Here is a 16,492-nt window from a genome sequence, read left to right as displayed (position 1 = left end):
TTCAGGAAGCAGGTTATGGAACCGGAACTGTCCATTCAGCGTCGCAAATCGCGCCAGATCCACGTCGGCAAGGTGCCGGTGGGCGGTGATGCGCCGATCTCGGTGCAGAGCATGACCAACACCGACACCTGTGACGTGGACGCCACCGTGGGCCAGATCCGCCGGCTCGAGGACGTGGGCGCGGACATCGTGCGGGTCTCGGTGCCGACCATGGAGGCCGCCGAGGCCTTCGGCAGGATTAAACGCCAGGTGTCGGTGCCGCTGGTGGCCGATATCCATTACGACTACAAGATCGCCCTCAAGGTGGCCGACGAAGGCGCCGACTGCCTGCGCATCAACCCCGGCAACATCGGCCGCGAGGACCGGGTGCGCGCGGTGATCGAATCCGCCCGCGACCACGGCGTGCCGATCCGCATCGGCGTCAACGCCGGCTCCCTGGAAAAGGAGCTGCAGCGCAAATACGGCGAGCCCACCAGCGACGCCCTGGTGGAATCCGCCCTGCGCCACGCCGAGATCCTGGACCGCTACGATTTCCAGGACTTCAAGATCAGCGTCAAGGCCTCCAACGTCTTCATGACTCTGCAGGCCTACCGCAAGCTGGCCAGCCAGATCGAACAGCCCCTGCACCTGGGCGTCACCGAGGCCGGCACCTTCCGCTCCGGCACGGTGAAGTCCGCGGTGGCCCTGGGCGGCCTGCTGATGGAAGGCATCGGCGACACCATCCGCATTTCCCTGGCCACCGACCCGGTGGAGGAAATCCGCGTCGGCTTCGACATCCTCAAGAGCCTCAATCTGCGCAAGAAGGGCGTCAACATCATCGCCTGCCCGAGCTGCTCCCGGCAGAACTTCAACGTGATCGATACGGTCAACGAGCTGGAAGCGCGCCTGGAGGACATCAACGAGTCCGTGGACCTGGCGGTGATCGGCTGTCTGGTGAACGGCCCCGGCGAAGCCCGCGAGGCGGACATCGGCCTGACCGGCGGCACCCCCAACAACCTGTCCTATCTGGATGGGGAAAAGAGCCACCACATCAAACAGGAAGCGCTGGTGGACGAGTTGGAACGCATGGTGCGCGCCAAGGTGGAAAAAATGCGCGAGGACGAGGCCAACGGCATCATCGCGCGCAGCGAGTAATAACGCCGGACGCTTGACGCCGGAGGCCGGACGCTGAACAACACCGGCTTCCGGCGGTCATTGTCGGGCGACGGATTAAACTGCGTCGGGCGTCCAGCGTCCGGCGTCGAGCGTTTTTTTAAGGAGCACCGGTGAGTAAGAAGATCGCGTCGGTACGCGGCATGAACGATGTATTGCCCGAGCAGACCCCGCTCTGGCAGTGGCTGGAGCAGCGTGCCCGCACGGTGCTGGCCGCCTACGGGTACCGGGAAATCCGCATGCCCATCGTGGAGCGCACCGAGCTGTTCGCCCGTGGCATCGGCGAGGTCACCGACATCGTCGAGAAGGAGATGTACACCTTCGAGGATCGCAGCGGCGACAGCCTGACCCTGCGCCCGGAAGGCACCGCCGGTTGCGTGCGTGCCGCCGAGGAACACGGCCTGCTATACAACCAGACCCAGCGGCTCTGGTACACCGGCCCCATGTTCCGCCACGAGCGCCCCCAGGCCGGCCGCTACCGTCAGTTCCACCAGATCGGCGTGGAAACCTTCGGTATGGAAGGCCCGGACATCGATGCCGAGGTGATCCTGCTCACCGCCCGCCTGTGGAAGGATCTGGGGCTGGCGGACCAGGTCACCCTGGAACTGAACACCCTGGGCGACCCGGACGACCGGGCCCGCTACCGGGACGCCCTGGTGGCGTTTCTGCGCGAGCACCGCGAGCGCCTGGACGAGGACTCCAAGAACCGCCTGGAGCGCAACCCGCTGCGGGTGCTGGACAGCAAGGACCCGGGCACCCGCGAGGTATTGCAGGACGCGCCACGGCTGGCCGATCACCTGGGCGACGCCGCCCGCGATCACTTCGAGCAACTCAAGGCGCTGCTGGAAGCCGCCGGCGTCGACTACGTGATCAACCCCAACCTGGTGCGCGGGCTGGATTACTACGGGCGAACCGTGTTTGAGTGGACCACCGACGCGCTGGGCGCCCAGGGCACGGTGTGCGCCGGCGGTCGCTACGACGGCCTGGTACAGCAACTGGGCGGCAAACCCACCCCGGCGGTGGGCTTCGGCATGGGGCTGGAACGGCTGGTGCTGCTGCTGGAGAAAAAGGGTCAGGAACTGCAGGGCCCGGTGGCGATCTATATTACCGCCATGGGTAATGTGCAGGCCCAGGCACTGGCCCTGGCCGAGCGTCTGCGCGATGCCCTGCCGGGCGTCGGCATCCAATGCCACTGCGGCGGCGGTGGCTTCAAGAGCCAGATGAAGAAAGCGGATCGCAGCGGCGCCCGCTACGCCCTGATTCTGGGTGAGGACGAAGTGGCCGCCAGGCAGGTGGCCGTGAAGCCGCTGCGTGAACAAGACGAGCAACAGCAACTGAACGAGGACGAGGTGGCCGACTGGTTGGCCACCCGCCTGGCCGACTAAGGAGAACTGGGGTGGTCGACTACATCCGCGACGAAGAAGAACAGGCCGAACGGCTCAAGGAATGGTGGCAGAAGAATGGCACCGCCACGATCATCGTGATCGTGCTCGCCATCGGCGCGCTGCTCGGCTGGCGCCAGTGGCAGGACCACAGCGCCGGCCAGGCCGGCGAGGCGTCGCAACATTACGAAGCGATGATGACCGCGCTCGGCCAGCAAGGCGACGCGGACCTGGTACGCAACGCCGCCAACACCCTGATCGAGGATTTCGGTGGCAGCGCCTACGCTGGCTACGCGCATCTCGCCCTGGCCAGACTGGCCGTCAATGACGGCGACCTGGGCGCCGCCGCCGAGCAGCTCACCACCGTGGCCGAGGACCCGGCCACCCGCGAGCTTGAATACACCGCGCGCCTGCGGTTGGCCCGTGTTCTGATCGCCCAGGGTGACCTGGACGCCGCCGACAAGCAGATCTCGCGCACCTTCCCGGAGGCCTGGCAAGGCCAGGCGCTGGAGCTGAAGGGGGACATCGCCAGCGCCCGGGACAACCAGGACGCGGCCCGCGCCGCCTACGGCGACGCCCTGGAGGCGCTGGACGAAGGCGCCGCCCGGGACCGCGTGCAAATGAAACTCGACGACCTGAAGTCCTAATCGTGAGCCTTTATTCGTGAAACATTCGTTTTCCGCCCCCGCGGCCGCTGTACTGCTTTGCGTGATGGCGCTGGCCGGTTGCTCCAGCAACCCCAACGCCATTGAACCCAACCCGCTGCCGGACTTCGACAAGCGCTTCGACGTGGATCGCCTGTGGCGTTCCGGTGCCGGAGATGGCGTCGAGGAAAGCGCCGTCACCCTGCGCCCGGCGGTCACCGCCCAGCGCGTGTTCGCCGCCGACGTTCAAGGTCGCGTTTACGGTTTCGACCGTGAAAAAGGCAAGCGCCAGTGGCGCGCCAAGACCGGTGATCGTATCTCCGGCGGCCTGTACGCCGGCTATGGCCAGGTGCTGTACGGCACCCGCGAAGGTGACGCCGTGGCCCTGGACGCGGAGACCGGCGAGGAACTCTGGCGTACCCCGGTGAGCAGTGAGGTAATGGCCGAGCCCACCAGCAACGGTTTGCTGGCCATCTTCCAGACCATCGACGGCCACGTGCAGGCTCTGGACGCGGAAACCGGCGAGCAGGTCTGGGACTACGAAACCACGGTGCCCAACCTGACCCTGCTGGGCGCCGCCCAGCCGGTGATCGAAAGCGGTCGCGTCTACGCCGGCTTCGCCAGCGGCAAGGTGGCCGCCATCGAGCTGGAAACCGGCGCCCCGATCTGGGAGCGGCGCGTGGCCGAGCCGACCGGTCGCTCCGAGCTGGATCGTCTGGTGGACGTGGATTCCAGCCTGCTGGTGGAAAATGGCGGCGTGTTTACGGCCACCTTCCAGGGCAAGCTGGCCGTGCTCGACTGGGAAAACGGTCGCCCGTACTGGAACAAGGACCTTTCCAGCCATCAGGAACTGAGTTCCTACCTGGGCTCCCTGTTCGTCGCCGACAGCGACGGCCTGGTGCGCGCCGCCGAGCAGCGCAGCGGCAGCTTCCTGTGGCAGCAGGACAAACTCTACGGTCGCCGTCTCACCGGCACCGTGGTGCAGGGTGGCCTGGTGGTGGTCGGTGATTTCGAAGGCTATCTGCACTGGATGGACGCGGACACCGGCGAACTGGTGGCCCGTTATCATCATGACGGCGACCCGTTCGCCGGCACCCCGGTGGTCTACGACGACGTGCTCTACGCCCTTAGCGCCGACGGCCGGCTGGCCGCCTATCGCATCGAAGAGCGCGACTGACCCGCCCGCCCCGGGGCTCGGTAGGAGCGGCTGAAGCCGCTCCTACGGTTCCGTTCAGGCGGCCCGCTTTCCGGGCCGCCGGCCTCGGCGGCGCGCCATGTGTGGCGTCCGCCGCCCTATCCGGTATCATGGCGGCCTGACAGCCATCTCTTCCGACCCTTGAGCACTTAATGAAGCCCGTAATCGCCCTGGTGGGGCGCCCGAACGTGGGCAAATCCACCCTGTTCAATCGCCTCACGCGCACCCGCGACGCCATCGTGGCGGACTTCCCCGGCCTCACCCGGGACCGTCAATACGGTGACGGCAAACTCGGCGAGCGCCCCTATACGGTGGTGGACACCGGCGGCATCGGCGAGAGCGAGGAGGGCATCGACCGGCCAATGACCGACCAGGCCCGTCAGGCCGTGGGCGAAGCCGACGCGGTACTGTTCCTGGTGGATGGCCGCGCCGGCCTTACCGCCGCCGACGAGCAGGTGGCCATGGAGCTGCGCAAGCTGCCCAAGCCGGTGTTCCTGGTGGTCAACAAGACCGACGGCCTGGACCCGGAAACCGCCATGGCGGACTTCTACGCCCTGGGCCTCAGCGACCTGTTTCCGATCGCCGCCGCCCACGGTCGCGGCGTGCGCGCCATGGTCAACACCGTGCTGGATGCCTTCCCGGACGCCGAGGACGAAGAGGCCGTCCCCGAGGACCCGGACACCGTGCGCGTGGCGGTACTGGGGCGGCCCAACGTGGGCAAATCCACGCTCATCAACCGTATCCTCGGCGAGGAGCGGGTGATCGTCTACGACCACGCCGGCACCACCCGTGACAGCATCGAGGTGCCCTTCACCCGCCAGCCCAAGGACGGCGGCGAACCCCGCGACTACGTGTTGATCGACACCGCCGGCATCCGCCGTCGCGGCAAGGTCCACGAAGCGGTGGAAAAATTCTCCGTGATCAAGGCCCTGCAGGCGGTGGACGCGGCCCAGGTGGTGGTGCTGGTGGTGGATGCCCGCGACGGCATCACCGACCAGGATCTGCACCTGCTTGGCTATGTGCTGGAAGCGGGTCGCGCCCTGGTGGTAGCGGTGAACAAATGGGACGGCCTGGAGCCGGACCACCGGCAATGGGTGAAAACCGAACTGGAGCGGCGCCTGCATTTCGTGCCCTGGGTGAAGGTGCACTTCATCTCGGCCCTGCACGGCACCGGCGTGGGGGATCTGTTCGGCTATGTGGAGCGGGCCTGGGAATCCGCCTTCCTCAAGCTCGGCAGCAACGCGCTGACGCGCATGTTGCAGGACATCACCGTTTCCCACCCGCCGCCGCGCAACGGCCGCTTCCGCGCCAAGCTGCGCTACGCGCACCTGGGCGGCTCCAACCCGCCCACGGTGGTGATCCACGGCAACCGCACCGAGTCGCTGCCGAACAGCTACCAGCGCTATCTGGAAAACCGCTTCCGGGAGCTGCTCAAGATCGAGGGTTCGCCGATCCGGCTGGAACTGAAATCCGGTGACAACCCCTATGAGGGGCGCAAGAATCAGCTCACCGAACGGCAGATCAAGCGCAAGAGGCGCATGATGAAACACGTTAAGAAATAGCATGTTGCCCCAGTAGGAGCGGCTTCGGTCGCGATAACGGCCGGGCCGGGATGCCTCGGTGATCGCGGCTGATGCCGCACCTGCGGTGGGGCCGGGGGAAGAATCGTGAGACGCATTGGGGGATGCGCGCTGCTGGCACTGGGGCTGGCGGCGCCGGCCTGGGGCCAGTTCGACGACGCGGACGCCGAGGTGCCGCGCGTGCTGACGCCGGCGCGCCTGGACCAGCCGGTCTCGGAGGTGCCCGCCAGCGTCACCGTGATCGATCGCGAACTGATTCTCGCCAGCGGCGCCCGGGAACTCCATGAAGTAATGCGCCTGGTGCCCGGCATGAGCGTGGCCAAGGCCGACGGCAATCTGCCCTCGGTGAGCTACCACGGTACCCAGGCCCGCGATCAGCGCCGCATGCTGGTGCTGGTGGATGGCCGCAGCGTCTACCAGCCCGGTTTCGCCCGCGTGGACTGGAACGCCATCCCGGTGGGCCTGGAGGACGTGGAGCGCATCGAGGTGACCCGCGGCCCGGCCTCCGCCGCCTACGGCGCCAACGCCTTTACCGGCGTGATCAACATCATCACCCGTGATCCCCGCGACGTGGACGGCCAGCAGGCACGGCTGCGGCTTGGCAACAATGGCATCCTCGACACACGCGTGGCCGCCGCCCACCAGTTCGGCAACGGCGCCTGGCGGCTGAGCCTCAATGATCGCCGCGACGACGGCTACGACGCCGGGGTACCCCCCCTGGACACCGGTGACGCCAAGCGCGTCACCACCCTTAATGGCCGCTCGGTGTGGGAGCTGGGGCCCCGTGACACCCTTACCGTCCATGCCGGCGGCAGCCGCACCCGGCTCGACCGCCCCAACGAAAGTGGGCTGGACGCCATCGCCACCTACCGTGACGACAGCCAGGAACGGACCGAACGAGCCTTTCTCGGCCTGGAATGGCAGCGCCAGGTGTCACCTCGCCACGGGTTCAAGGCGAGCTTCTATGGCCAGTACAACAACGACGACATCAACCTGGACCTGTGCTACCAGGACCCGCTCACCGGCGCTTTGGGGCCCGGCGGCGGCCTTTATTTTTCCCGGGAGCTGCGTGAGCACTTCCTGGCCAACGGCGGAGACATCGGCCAGACCCTGGCCACCGCCGCCGCCAACCCGGCCATCCAGAGCCGCTACGCGACTCTGCTGGCCAGCGGCGGCGGGCCCTTCTGCGGCACCGGTTATCTGGATGTGCGCGAGGACCGCTACGATCTGGAACTGCAGGACACCCTGCAACTGCGCCCCTGGGCGCGCTTGGTCACGGGCCTCAACCTGCGCCAGGACCGGGCCCGCTCCCAGGCGTTTCTGTCCGGCACCGCCGAGAATCTGAGCCACCGCCTGTTCACCAGCCTGGCGCTCAAGCCGCTGCCGCCGGTGACCGTCAACCTGGCCGGTTTTTGGGAGCACGACGAGATCAGCGGCCCCCACTTCAGCCCCCGCGCCGGCGTCAACTGGGAACTGATACCAGGCCACACCCTGCGCGCCGTGTACGCCCGCGCCCTGCGCACCCCGGACATCTACGAGGATCAGGCGCGCATCAACCTGCCGATCAGCGGCCTGTCCGGCCCCTACGGCGACCGCCAGGGCCTGCTTGGCTGGGACCCGGCCTATTTCTTCATCACCCAGAACAGCCCAGGCACCCTGAACCCGGAGCGCATCCGCTCCCGGGAACTGGGTTACTACGGCCGCTTCGCCGTGGAGGGCGTCGGCGGGTTCGAGGTGGATGTACGCTACTTCCGGGAGGAGCTCTGGGACCTGGTCAGCGGCGCCCTTAACCCGTTCAACTTCGAACCCGACAACGACGGTGAGGTAGCCCACCGGGGCACCGAGGCACAGCTGAGCTGGCGCCCCTCCGGCCGTCATCTGTTGCGGCTCACCGGCGCCCATATACACACCCGCGCCGCCGATGCCACCGAAACCCGTTTCGCCGCCCGCGACAGCGCCAGTGCCCTGTGGCTGTGGCGGTTCCACCGCGATTGGTGGTGGTCCACCGCCTGGTACCTGGCCCGGGACTACAATGATCACCCCTTTGAACGCCTGGATGCCCAACTCGGCTGGCGGCAAAGGCTGGCCGGCGCGGAATGGGAATGGCGCCTGCAGGTGCAGCAGCCGCTCAATAACCAGCCGGTGGTGTACTCCGAAAACCTCTATCAGGACGATCAACGCTACTGGCTCACGGTCTCCGTGAACTTCTAGCGGGCGAGGGAACCATGATGGACGCCACCGGCAGCACAGGACGGAGCCTCGGAGTCACCCGCTTAGGGTGGGCCGCGAGCCTGCTGCTGGCCGCGGCCCTGTGGGCGGGCCCGGTCTGGGCCGAGCCGTTGACGGTGCGCCTGCGCGCGCCGGACGCGACCGTGGCGCAACGGTTCGCCAGCCTGTTGGAGAGCGCCGGTGGTGGCCGGGTCGCGGTGGTGGAGCAGGGTGCCGCCGTGACCCTGGCCCTGGGAGAAGCCGCCTTCCGCGCCGAACTCGCCGACCCGGGCCACGGCCCGCTGCTGGGGCTGGCGGTGCCGCGCGCCGCCGCCGGCCTGGTCAGGCCGGGCTGCCACTGCAGTGCCATCTGGCGTGGCGTGCCCCTGGCCACGCAACTGGCGCTGATCGAGGCCCTGATGCCCGAGGCCGGTCGCATCGGCGTGCTGTTCGGCCCGAGCAGCGCCTGGGCCCCACCGCTGACCGCGCCCCGTGGGCGCCTTCTGGAAGCCGTGCTGGTGCCCGGGCCTGCCCGGCTGGCGCCCCTGCTGCGCCGTCACCTGCCGGACTGGGACGCGCTGTTGCTGCCCGAGGACGACGTCCTGTTTGGCCCGGGCGCCGCCAAGCTGGTGCTGCTCACCAGCTACCGGCAGCGGGTGCCGGTGTTCGGCCCCGGCGCCGATTTCGTGCACGCCGGCAGCGTCGCCAGCGCCTACCTGGATCCGCGCGACCTGGCACGCGGCGCCCTGGACTGGCTGGAGGCGCGGCGCCGCCACGGGGCATGGCCGGCCCAGGGCTTCGCCGGCCATTATTCCCTGGCGGTGAACGACCACGTGGCCCGCGCCTACGGCCTGAGCATCGTCGAGCGTGCGCGGCTGGAGCGCATCCTGGAGACTTCGCCATGAGACTGACCGGCGGCATCCGCCGACAACTGCAATGGCTCGGGGTGATCCCCGCCTTGATCATGCTGGTTCTGGTGCTGGTGGCGCTGACCTGGCAGCGCTTCGAGGACGTGGACAAGGAAGTGCGCCAGTTGGGTGGCTTCCTGGCCCAGCAAATGGCCGCCGGCGCCGAGTACGGCGTGCTTTCCGGCAACATCGACGATCTCCGCCGCCAGGCTCGCATGGTGCTGGAGCGACCGGACGTGCGCTACGTGGCCTTCCTGGACGAGCAGGGCGAGCCGCTGCTGCGTGCCGGCGAATCCCGCGATGACACCGGCGCCGTGCTCGCTTTCCACGCCGGTATCTACCGCCAGCCGGCGCTGGTGGACGGCGGCCTGGACGTGGTCAGGGACCAGCCGGATCGCATTGGCGAAGTGGTGCTGGGGCTGTCCCGGGGGCGCATCCTGGCGCGCCAGAAGGAGATCCTGGTGGCCAGCCTGCTGCCCGCCCTGCTGGCGGTGGTGGTGGGCCTGCTGATCGCCCGCTACCTGGCGCGCCGCATCGCCGAGCCGGTGACTCACCTGTCCCGGCTGGTGCGGGTGATCCGTGGTGGCGATTACCAGGCCCGCGGTACCCGGCTCCTGGAAGGGGAGCTGGCGGCCCTGCAGACCAACATCAACGACCTGGCCGCCGGCCTGGAGCAGGCCCGGGAAGACCAGCAACGGGCCATCGCCGACCTGCGCGACGCCCACCGGCAGGCCCAGCAAGCCAGCCAGGCGAAAAGTGAATTCCTGGCGATGATGAGCCACGAGTTGCGCACCCCCATGAATGGCGTGCTCGGCATGCTGCAACTGCTGGAAACCACCCGCCAGGACGACGAGCAGCGCGAATACACCCAGGCCGCCCTGGAATCCACCGGCCACCTGCTGGAAGTGATCAACGATATCCTCGATTTTTCCCGCATCGAGGCTGGCCGCATGGAGGTGGAGCAGACCTTCTTCGCGCCGGTGCCGCTGCTCAACAACTGCGTCGGCACCTTCCGCTACCTGGCCCGGGAAAAAGGGCTGTACCTGCGCCTGGAGGGCGCCGGCTGCCTGGCGGACCTGGAAATCCGCTCCGACCCCACCCGCCTGCGCCAGATTCTGAGCAACCTGATCTCCAACGCGGTGAAGTTCACCGAGGCCGGCGGCATCCGTGTGCAGGTGAGCATTTGCGACCAGCACCAGGACATCATCGACCTGGCCATCGACGTGCGCGACACCGGCATCGGCATCCGCCCCGAGCAGCGCGAGAAACTGTTCCGCGCCTTCTCCCAGGTGGATTCCTCCGCCTCCCGGCGCTTCGGCGGCACCGGCCTGGGCCTGGTCATCGCCCGCCGCCTGGCGCGCATCCTGGGCGGCGACCTGACGCTGATCAGCGAGCCGGGTGAGGGCAGTTGCTTCACCCTCACCCTGCGCCTGCACACCCGCCCGGCGGTACTCACCGAGCTCGACCACCGCGAGCGCCGCCCGGAACGGCTCAGCGGCCGAGTGCTGCTGGTGGAAGACAATGAGGTGAACCGGCTGGTGGCGCGGCGCATGCTTGAGCACCTGGGCCTGGAAGTGGTCACCGCCGGTGATGGCGCCAGCGCCCTGGCCCTGGCCGGTGAGCAGCGCTTCAACTGCATCCTTATGGACGTGCAGATGCCGATCATGGACGGCCTGGAAGCCACCCGCGCCCTGCGCCGCCGGGAACGGGAAAGTGGCCGCGACCCGGTGCCGATCGTGGCGCTCACCGCCAACGCCATGTTCGAGGAGCGCCAACGCTGCCTGGCCGCCGGCATGGACGCCCACCTGGCCAAGCCGTTCCGCCGCAACCTGCTCGCCAACCTGCTCAGCCGCTTCCTCCCCGCTGCCTGAGGCGGGGCCCTTGGGGTAGGCCCCCACCGTGGTTATCGCGACACGTCTTTGTAGGAGCGGCTTTAGCCGCGATCCGGCGCTTGGGCAAGCTTCCGGCGTGGCAATCGCGACTGAAGTCGCTCCTACAGTGGGGGGGGCTCCGCCGGCTTACTTCGGCGGGTTAACGCGGGTGACGGTGGCTTCGAAGGAGCCCTTCGCCAGCCGCGTCTCCACGGTCTGGCCTTCCTGGAGGCTCTCCACCGAGCGCAGCGGCTCGCCATCCACCAGCGTTAGGGAATAGCCCCGGTCCAGGGTGGCCAGCGGGCTGGCGGTATTCAGCCGGTGGCCCAGACCGCTCAGCCGCTGGGCCAGATGGCGCTGTTGATGGGTGAGCGGCACCGGCAGCCGCCGCCGCAACTCCGCCAGCCGCTGGGCCTGCCGCGTCACCTGCTGGGCCGGGGACTGCTGGCGCAGGCGCACGTCGAGGGGCCGCCAGCGGCTCTGCAGCAACGCCAGCCGCTGGCGCAGGGCCCGGGCCAGCCGCGCCTGCTGCTCGTCCACCAACTGCCGGGTCTGCTCCAACTGCCGCTCCGGATGGCGCACCTGCAGCCGCCGGGTCAGGCCCTCCAGCCGCTGGCGCTGGCCGCGCAGGGCCAGCCCCATGAATTGCCGCTGACGCCGCGCCAGCACCGACAGCCGCTGCAGCAAGGCCTCGCCGTCCGGGCTGATCAGCTCCGCCGCCGCCGACGGCGTGGGCGCGCGCACGTCCGCCGCGAAATCGGTGAGCGCCACGTCCACCTCGTGGCCCACGGCGCTCACCACGGGCACCGGACTGGCCGCCACCGCCCGCACCAGGGCCTCGTCGTTGAACGCCCACAGATCCTCCAGGCTGCCGCCGCCCCGGCCGATCACCAGCACATCGCAATCGCCCCGGGCGGTGGCCCGTTCCAAAGCCGCGCGGATTTGCCCCGGCGCCTCGGCGCCCTGCACCGGGGTGGGGAAAATCAGCACTGGAATCGACGGCGCGCGCCGCTTGAGCACATGCAGAATGTCACGGATCGCCGCCCCGCTGGGGCTGGTGATCACCCCGATCTGCCTGGGCCAGGCGGGAAGTGGGCGCTTACGTTCCTGGGCGAACAAACCCTCGGACTCGAGCTTCGCCTTGAGCGCGTCGAACTGTGCCCGCAGGGCGCCTTCACCCGCCTCTTCCATGTGCTCGACGATGATCTGGAAACCACCCCGGGGCACGTACAACGTGATGCGCGCCCGCACCAGCACCTGCTGCCCGTCCCGGGGCTGGAACCGCAGCAGGCTGTTACGATTCCGAAACATGGCCCCGCTAACCTGGGCCCGGTCGTCCTTGAGGCTGAAATACAGATGCCCGGAACGGGGCCGCGCCAGATTGGACAGCTCCCCCTGAAGCCAGATCAAGGGGAAGCTGCCCTCCAGCAGGCCCTGGGCCTCCAGGTTCAAGCGGCTGACGGAATACGGTTGACTGCGCGATGATGGGTCCATGGCGCGCAATGTAGCGATTTCCGCGCGCCCTTGCACCCCTTCAAGGCGCGCCGGTACCCGCGCCCGTGCCTTTGTAGGAGCGGCTTCAGCCGCGATGGGGCCTCGGGCGGAAGGAGGCCCCCTTGCCGGGCGGATCGCGACTGAAGCCGCTCCTACGGGCATGGGCGCGGGGCCAGGAAGGCCACGCTTCACAGCGTTTTTGGATTGCCTGAAAGACGGTTTTTCCGGTAGACTATTCGGCTTAATTTAACGGAGCCCCTGGTTCGCCCTCGCGCCGGCTCCTCCCCGCCCGACCCGGCTTCCCGGCCGGCGACAGCCCGGCGCTCCGGGGTCCAGACTCCCCCAGTTTCTCTCTGTGCCTAGGGGTGCAAAATGCTCAGAATCGCGCAAGAAGCACTGACGTTCGACGACGTTCTGCTCCTGCCCGCCCACTCCGATGTGCTGCCCAACGAGGTCTCGCTCAAGACGCGCCTGACGCGCAATATCGAGCTGAACATCCCCCTGATCTCGGCGGCCATGGACACCGTCACCGAACACCGCCTGGCCATCACCATGGCCCAGGAAGGCGGCATTGGCATCCTGCACAAGAGCATGCCGGTGGAAGACCAGGCCCGGCAGGTACGCGCGGTCAAGAAATTCGAATCCGGCGTGGTCAAGGACCCGATCACCATCAGCCCCAACGCCACCGTCCGTGAGCTGATCAACCTCACCGACGCCAACAACATCTCCGGCGTGCCGGTGGTGGAAGGCGAGCAGGTGGTGGGCATCGTCACCAGCCGTGACACCCGCTTCATCACCGACTACGACCAGCACGTGGCCGACATCATGACCGGCCGCGAGCGCCTGGTGACGGTGGGCGAGGGCGCCGACGCCAGCGAAGTGCAGGCGCTGCTGCACAAGCACCGCATCGAGAAAATCCTGGTGGTCAATGAATCCGGCGCCCTGCGCGGCATGATCACCGTCAAGGACATCGAAAAAGCCACCCGTTACCCCAACGCCTGCAAGGACGCCCAGGGTCGCCTGCGTGTCGGCGCGGCGGTGGGCACCGGCGGCGGCACCGAGGAGCGCGTGGCCGCCCTGGTGGAAGCCGGCGTGGACGTGATCGTGGTGGACACCGCCCACGGCCACTCCCAGGGCGTGCTGAATCGCGTCGCCTGGGTCAAGAAACACTTCCCCGAGGTGGACGTGATCGGCGGCAACATCGCCACCGCCGAAGCCGCCAAGGCGCTCGTTGAAGCCGGCGCCGACGGCGTGAAAGTGGGCATCGGCCCCGGCTCCATCTGCACCACCCGCATCGTCGCCGGCATCGGCGTGCCGCAGATCACCGCCGTCTCCGAAGTGGCCGCCGCCCTCAAGGGCACCGACGTGCCGCTGATCTCCGACGGCGGCATCCGCTTCTCCGGCGACATCGCCAAGGCCGTCGCCGCCGGCGCCCACGCCATCATGATCGGCTCGCTGCTGGCCGGCACCGAGGAAGCCCCCGGCGAAGTGGAACTGTTCCAGGGCGGCTACTACAAAGCCTACCGGGGCATGGGCTCCCTGGGCGCCATGTCCGGCAAGACCGGCTCCTCCGACCGCTACTTCCAGGACGCCGCCGCCGGCATCGAGAAGCTGGTGCCGGAAGGCATCGAAGGCCGGGTGCCCTACAAGGGCCCCATGAGCGCCATCGTCCACCAACTGATGGGCGGCCTGCGCGCCTCCATGGGCTACACCGGCTGCGCCGGCATTGACGAAATGCGCACCAAACCGCAATTCGTCAAGGTCACCAACGCGGGCATGAAGGAATCTCATGTGCACGACGTGACCATCACCAAGGAAGCGCCGAACTACCCGGTGGGGTGATTACGGCGCCGGGACATTATCATTCGTGACAATCAACTCACCGATGATAATGGCCACGATGTAGGAGCGACTTCAGTCGCGATCAACCGGGGCAACGATCGCGGCTCCAATGGCGGCTAGAGCCGCTCCTACATCAAAACCGAAAAACCAAAACGGCCGGCTCACCCGCCGGCCTTTGCATTTAAACCGGCCCGCAACCGCCGGCCTAACCGGAAACGGACCATGCAAGACATCCACGCCCAGCGCATCCTGATCCTCGACTTCGGCTCCCAGTACACCCAGCTGATCGCCCGCCGCGTGCGCGAAATCGGCGTCTACTGCGAAATCCGCGCCTTCGACGCCACCGCCGAGGACATCGCCGAATTCGACCCCAAAGGCATCATCCTCTCCGGCGGCCCGGAATCCGTCACCGCCGCCGAGACCCCCCGCGCCCCGCAAGCGGTGTTCGAACAGGGTGTGCCGGTGCTGGGCATCTGCTACGGCATGCAAACCATGGCCGAGCAACTGGGCGGCGCCGTCATCGCCGGTGAAAAACACGAATTCGGCTACGCCCGCGTCGCCAAAGCCGACGGCAGCGAACTGCTCAACGGCATCATCGACCACGAAGAAGCCGGCACTGAATACCTGGACGTCTGGATGAGCCACGGCGACCGCGTCGGCGAAGTCCCCGAAGGCTTCGTCGTCACCGCCACCACCGACAGCTGCCCCATCGCCGGCATGGCCAACGACGAAAAACGCTTCTACGGCGTCCAGTTCCACCCGGAAGTCACCCACACCCTCCAAGGCGGCCGCATCCTCGAACGCTTTATCCGCGAAATCTGCGCCTGTGACGCCCTCTGGACCCCGGCCAAGATCATCGACGACGCCATCGCTACCATCCAGGAACAGGTCGGCACCGACCACGTCATCCTCGGCCTCTCCGGCGGCGTCGACTCCTCCGTGGTCGCCGCGCTACTCCATAAAGCCATCGGCGACCAGCTCACCTGCGTCTTCGTCGACAACGGTCTCCTCCGCCACGGCGAAGGCGACCAGGTCATGGAAATGTTCGCCGACCACATGGGCGTCCGCGTCATCCGCGTCGACGCCGAAGACCACTTCCTCTCCCGCCTGGCCGGCGAGGCCGACCCGGAGAAGAAGCGCAAAATCATCGGCAACACCTTCATCGACATCTTCGACGCCGAAGCCGCCAAACTGAAAAACGCCAACTGGCTCGCCCAGGGCACCATTTACCCCGACGTAATCGAATCCGCCGCCTCCAAAACCGGCGGCGCCCACGTCATCAAATCCCACCACAACGTGGGCGGCCTCCCCGAGCACATGAAGCTCAAACTGGTCGAACCCCTGCGCGAACTCTTCAAAGACGAAGTCCGCAAAATCGGCCTCGAACTCGGCCTCCCCTACGACATGGTCTACCGCCACCCCTTCCCCGGCCCCGGCCTGGGCGTGCGCATCCTCGGCGAAGTAAAGAAAGAATACGCCGACACCCTCCGCCTCGCGGACCATATCTTCATCGAAGAACTCAAAGCCGACGGCCTCTACCACAAAACCAGCCAGGCCTTCGCCGTCTTCCTCCCGGTCAAATCCGTCGGCGTCGTCGGCGACGCCCGCCGCTACGAATACGTCGTCGCCCTCCGCGCCGTCGAAACCATCGACTTCATGACCGCCCGCTGGGCGCACCTGCCCTATGAGTTCTTGGAGAAGGTTTCCAGTCGGATCATTAACGAGATTCCGGGGATCAGCCGGGTGACCTATGACATCTCCTCCAAGCCGCCGGCTACGATTGAGTGGGAGTGATCTGATCTAGCCTGGCCTGGTAGTAAGGGCTTACTTAAAAGGCCGCCGGCGCGGGAGCGTCGGCGGTCTTTTTTGCATTGGGGGAACAGGGTAGGCCAAGATATCAAAATACTGCTCGCGGCGGGATTTGTAAGTGGTTGAGTTTTCTGTTTTATTTCGCTTTAAGAGGGTAAAGAAAACAGATATGGCAGCACCGGTTCTTTAGATATTCGGTCTGGCGTCCTGATTCTTATTAGATGAAAAAGCAGGAATCCACTATGACTGAAAAGAGAGAATATTAGGGTTACGCTGGAGCCAAAAAAATCAAAATGGCACATGGGTTTACGGTTAAATCATCGAACAAGCAAAGGCAGCATTGCCCCCTCGGGCTGGACGCGCTAACGCGCCGCTACTTTGGGCGGTGGACGGCAAAGCTTCGAACC

The 16,492-nt window shown here is 67.1% G+C and carries 11 protein-coding genes; 10 read left to right on the top strand and 1 reads right to left on the bottom strand.

The genetic code is table 11. The features are described 5' to 3' along the window. Nucleotides 1-15 precede the first annotated feature (15 nt). From ispG to JF515_RS13290, 8 genes are all read left to right on the top strand, one after another. Nucleotides 16-1,134 (top strand): flavodoxin-dependent (E)-4-hydroxy-3-methylbut-2-enyl-diphosphate synthase, encoded by a 1,119-nt coding sequence (gene ispG / locus JF515_RS13325; RefSeq protein ID WP_203104920.1) that lies wholly within the window; start codon nt 16-18, stop codon nt 1,132-1,134. 131 nt (nt 1,135-1,265) lie between these two features. Then, on the top strand, nt 1,266-2,537 hold the full coding sequence (gene hisS / locus JF515_RS13320) for a histidine--tRNA ligase (RefSeq protein WP_203104919.1): 1,272 nt from the start codon (nt 1,266-1,268) through the stop codon (nt 2,535-2,537). An 11-nt stretch (nt 2,538-2,548) separates the two neighbouring features. Beyond that, entirely contained in the window at nt 2,549-3,181 is a 633-nt protein-coding gene (locus tag JF515_RS13315; protein ID WP_203104918.1) for a tetratricopeptide repeat protein, read from the top strand. A 16-nt stretch (nt 3,182-3,197) separates the two neighbouring features. Next, nucleotides 3,198-4,355, top strand: coding sequence for an outer membrane protein assembly factor BamB (gene bamB / locus JF515_RS13310; protein WP_338015223.1), 1,158 nt, complete (start codon nt 3,198-3,200; stop codon nt 4,353-4,355). Between the two features lie 170 nt (nt 4,356-4,525). Continuing rightward, entirely contained in the window at nt 4,526-5,935 is a 1,410-nt protein-coding gene (gene der, locus JF515_RS13305; RefSeq protein WP_203104917.1) for a ribosome biogenesis GTPase Der, read from the top strand. Between the two features lie 105 nt (nt 5,936-6,040). After that, on the top strand, nt 6,041-8,164 hold the full coding sequence (locus tag JF515_RS13300) for a TonB-dependent receptor plug domain-containing protein (RefSeq protein WP_338015222.1): 2,124 nt from the start codon (nt 6,041-6,043) through the stop codon (nt 8,162-8,164). Between the two features lie 14 nt (nt 8,165-8,178). Continuing rightward, nucleotides 8,179-9,066, top strand: coding sequence for a hypothetical protein (locus tag JF515_RS13295; protein ID WP_203104916.1), 888 nt, complete (start codon nt 8,179-8,181; stop codon nt 9,064-9,066). After that, on the top strand, nt 9,063-10,940 hold the full coding sequence (locus tag JF515_RS13290) for an ATP-binding protein (RefSeq protein ID WP_203104915.1): 1,878 nt from the start codon (nt 9,063-9,065) through the stop codon (nt 10,938-10,940). Before JF515_RS13295 ends, JF515_RS13290 begins: the two co-directional genes overlap by 4 nt. 147 nt (nt 10,941-11,087) lie before the next feature. Here the strand turns inward: JF515_RS13290 and xseA are convergent, their stop codons facing one another. Next, nucleotides 11,088-12,434 (bottom strand): exodeoxyribonuclease VII large subunit, encoded by a 1,347-nt coding sequence (xseA, locus tag JF515_RS13285; RefSeq protein ID WP_203105002.1) that lies wholly within the window; start codon nt 12,432-12,434, stop codon nt 11,088-11,090. 372 nt (nt 12,435-12,806) lie between these two features. Here xseA and guaB point away from each other — a divergent pair, with 372 nt between their 5' ends. Next, complete coding sequence (gene guaB / locus JF515_RS13280; RefSeq protein ID WP_203104914.1) at nt 12,807-14,276, top strand: IMP dehydrogenase; 1,470 nt, start codon at nt 12,807-12,809, stop codon at nt 14,274-14,276. A 222-nt stretch (nt 14,277-14,498) separates the two neighbouring features. Continuing rightward, nucleotides 14,499-16,070 (top strand): glutamine-hydrolyzing GMP synthase, encoded by a 1,572-nt coding sequence (gene guaA, locus JF515_RS13275; protein WP_203104913.1) that lies wholly within the window; start codon nt 14,499-14,501, stop codon nt 16,068-16,070. Nucleotides 16,071-16,492: the final 422 nt, after the last annotated feature.

The sequence above is a fragment of the Alloalcanivorax marinus genome, assembly GCF_016785095.1.
In the GTDB taxonomy this organism is placed as follows: Bacteria; Pseudomonadota; Gammaproteobacteria; order Pseudomonadales; family Alcanivoracaceae; genus Alloalcanivorax; species Alloalcanivorax marinus_A.
Note: the sequence above shows the minus strand (reverse complement) of the source record. Positions and strands in the feature narration are given on the sequence as shown.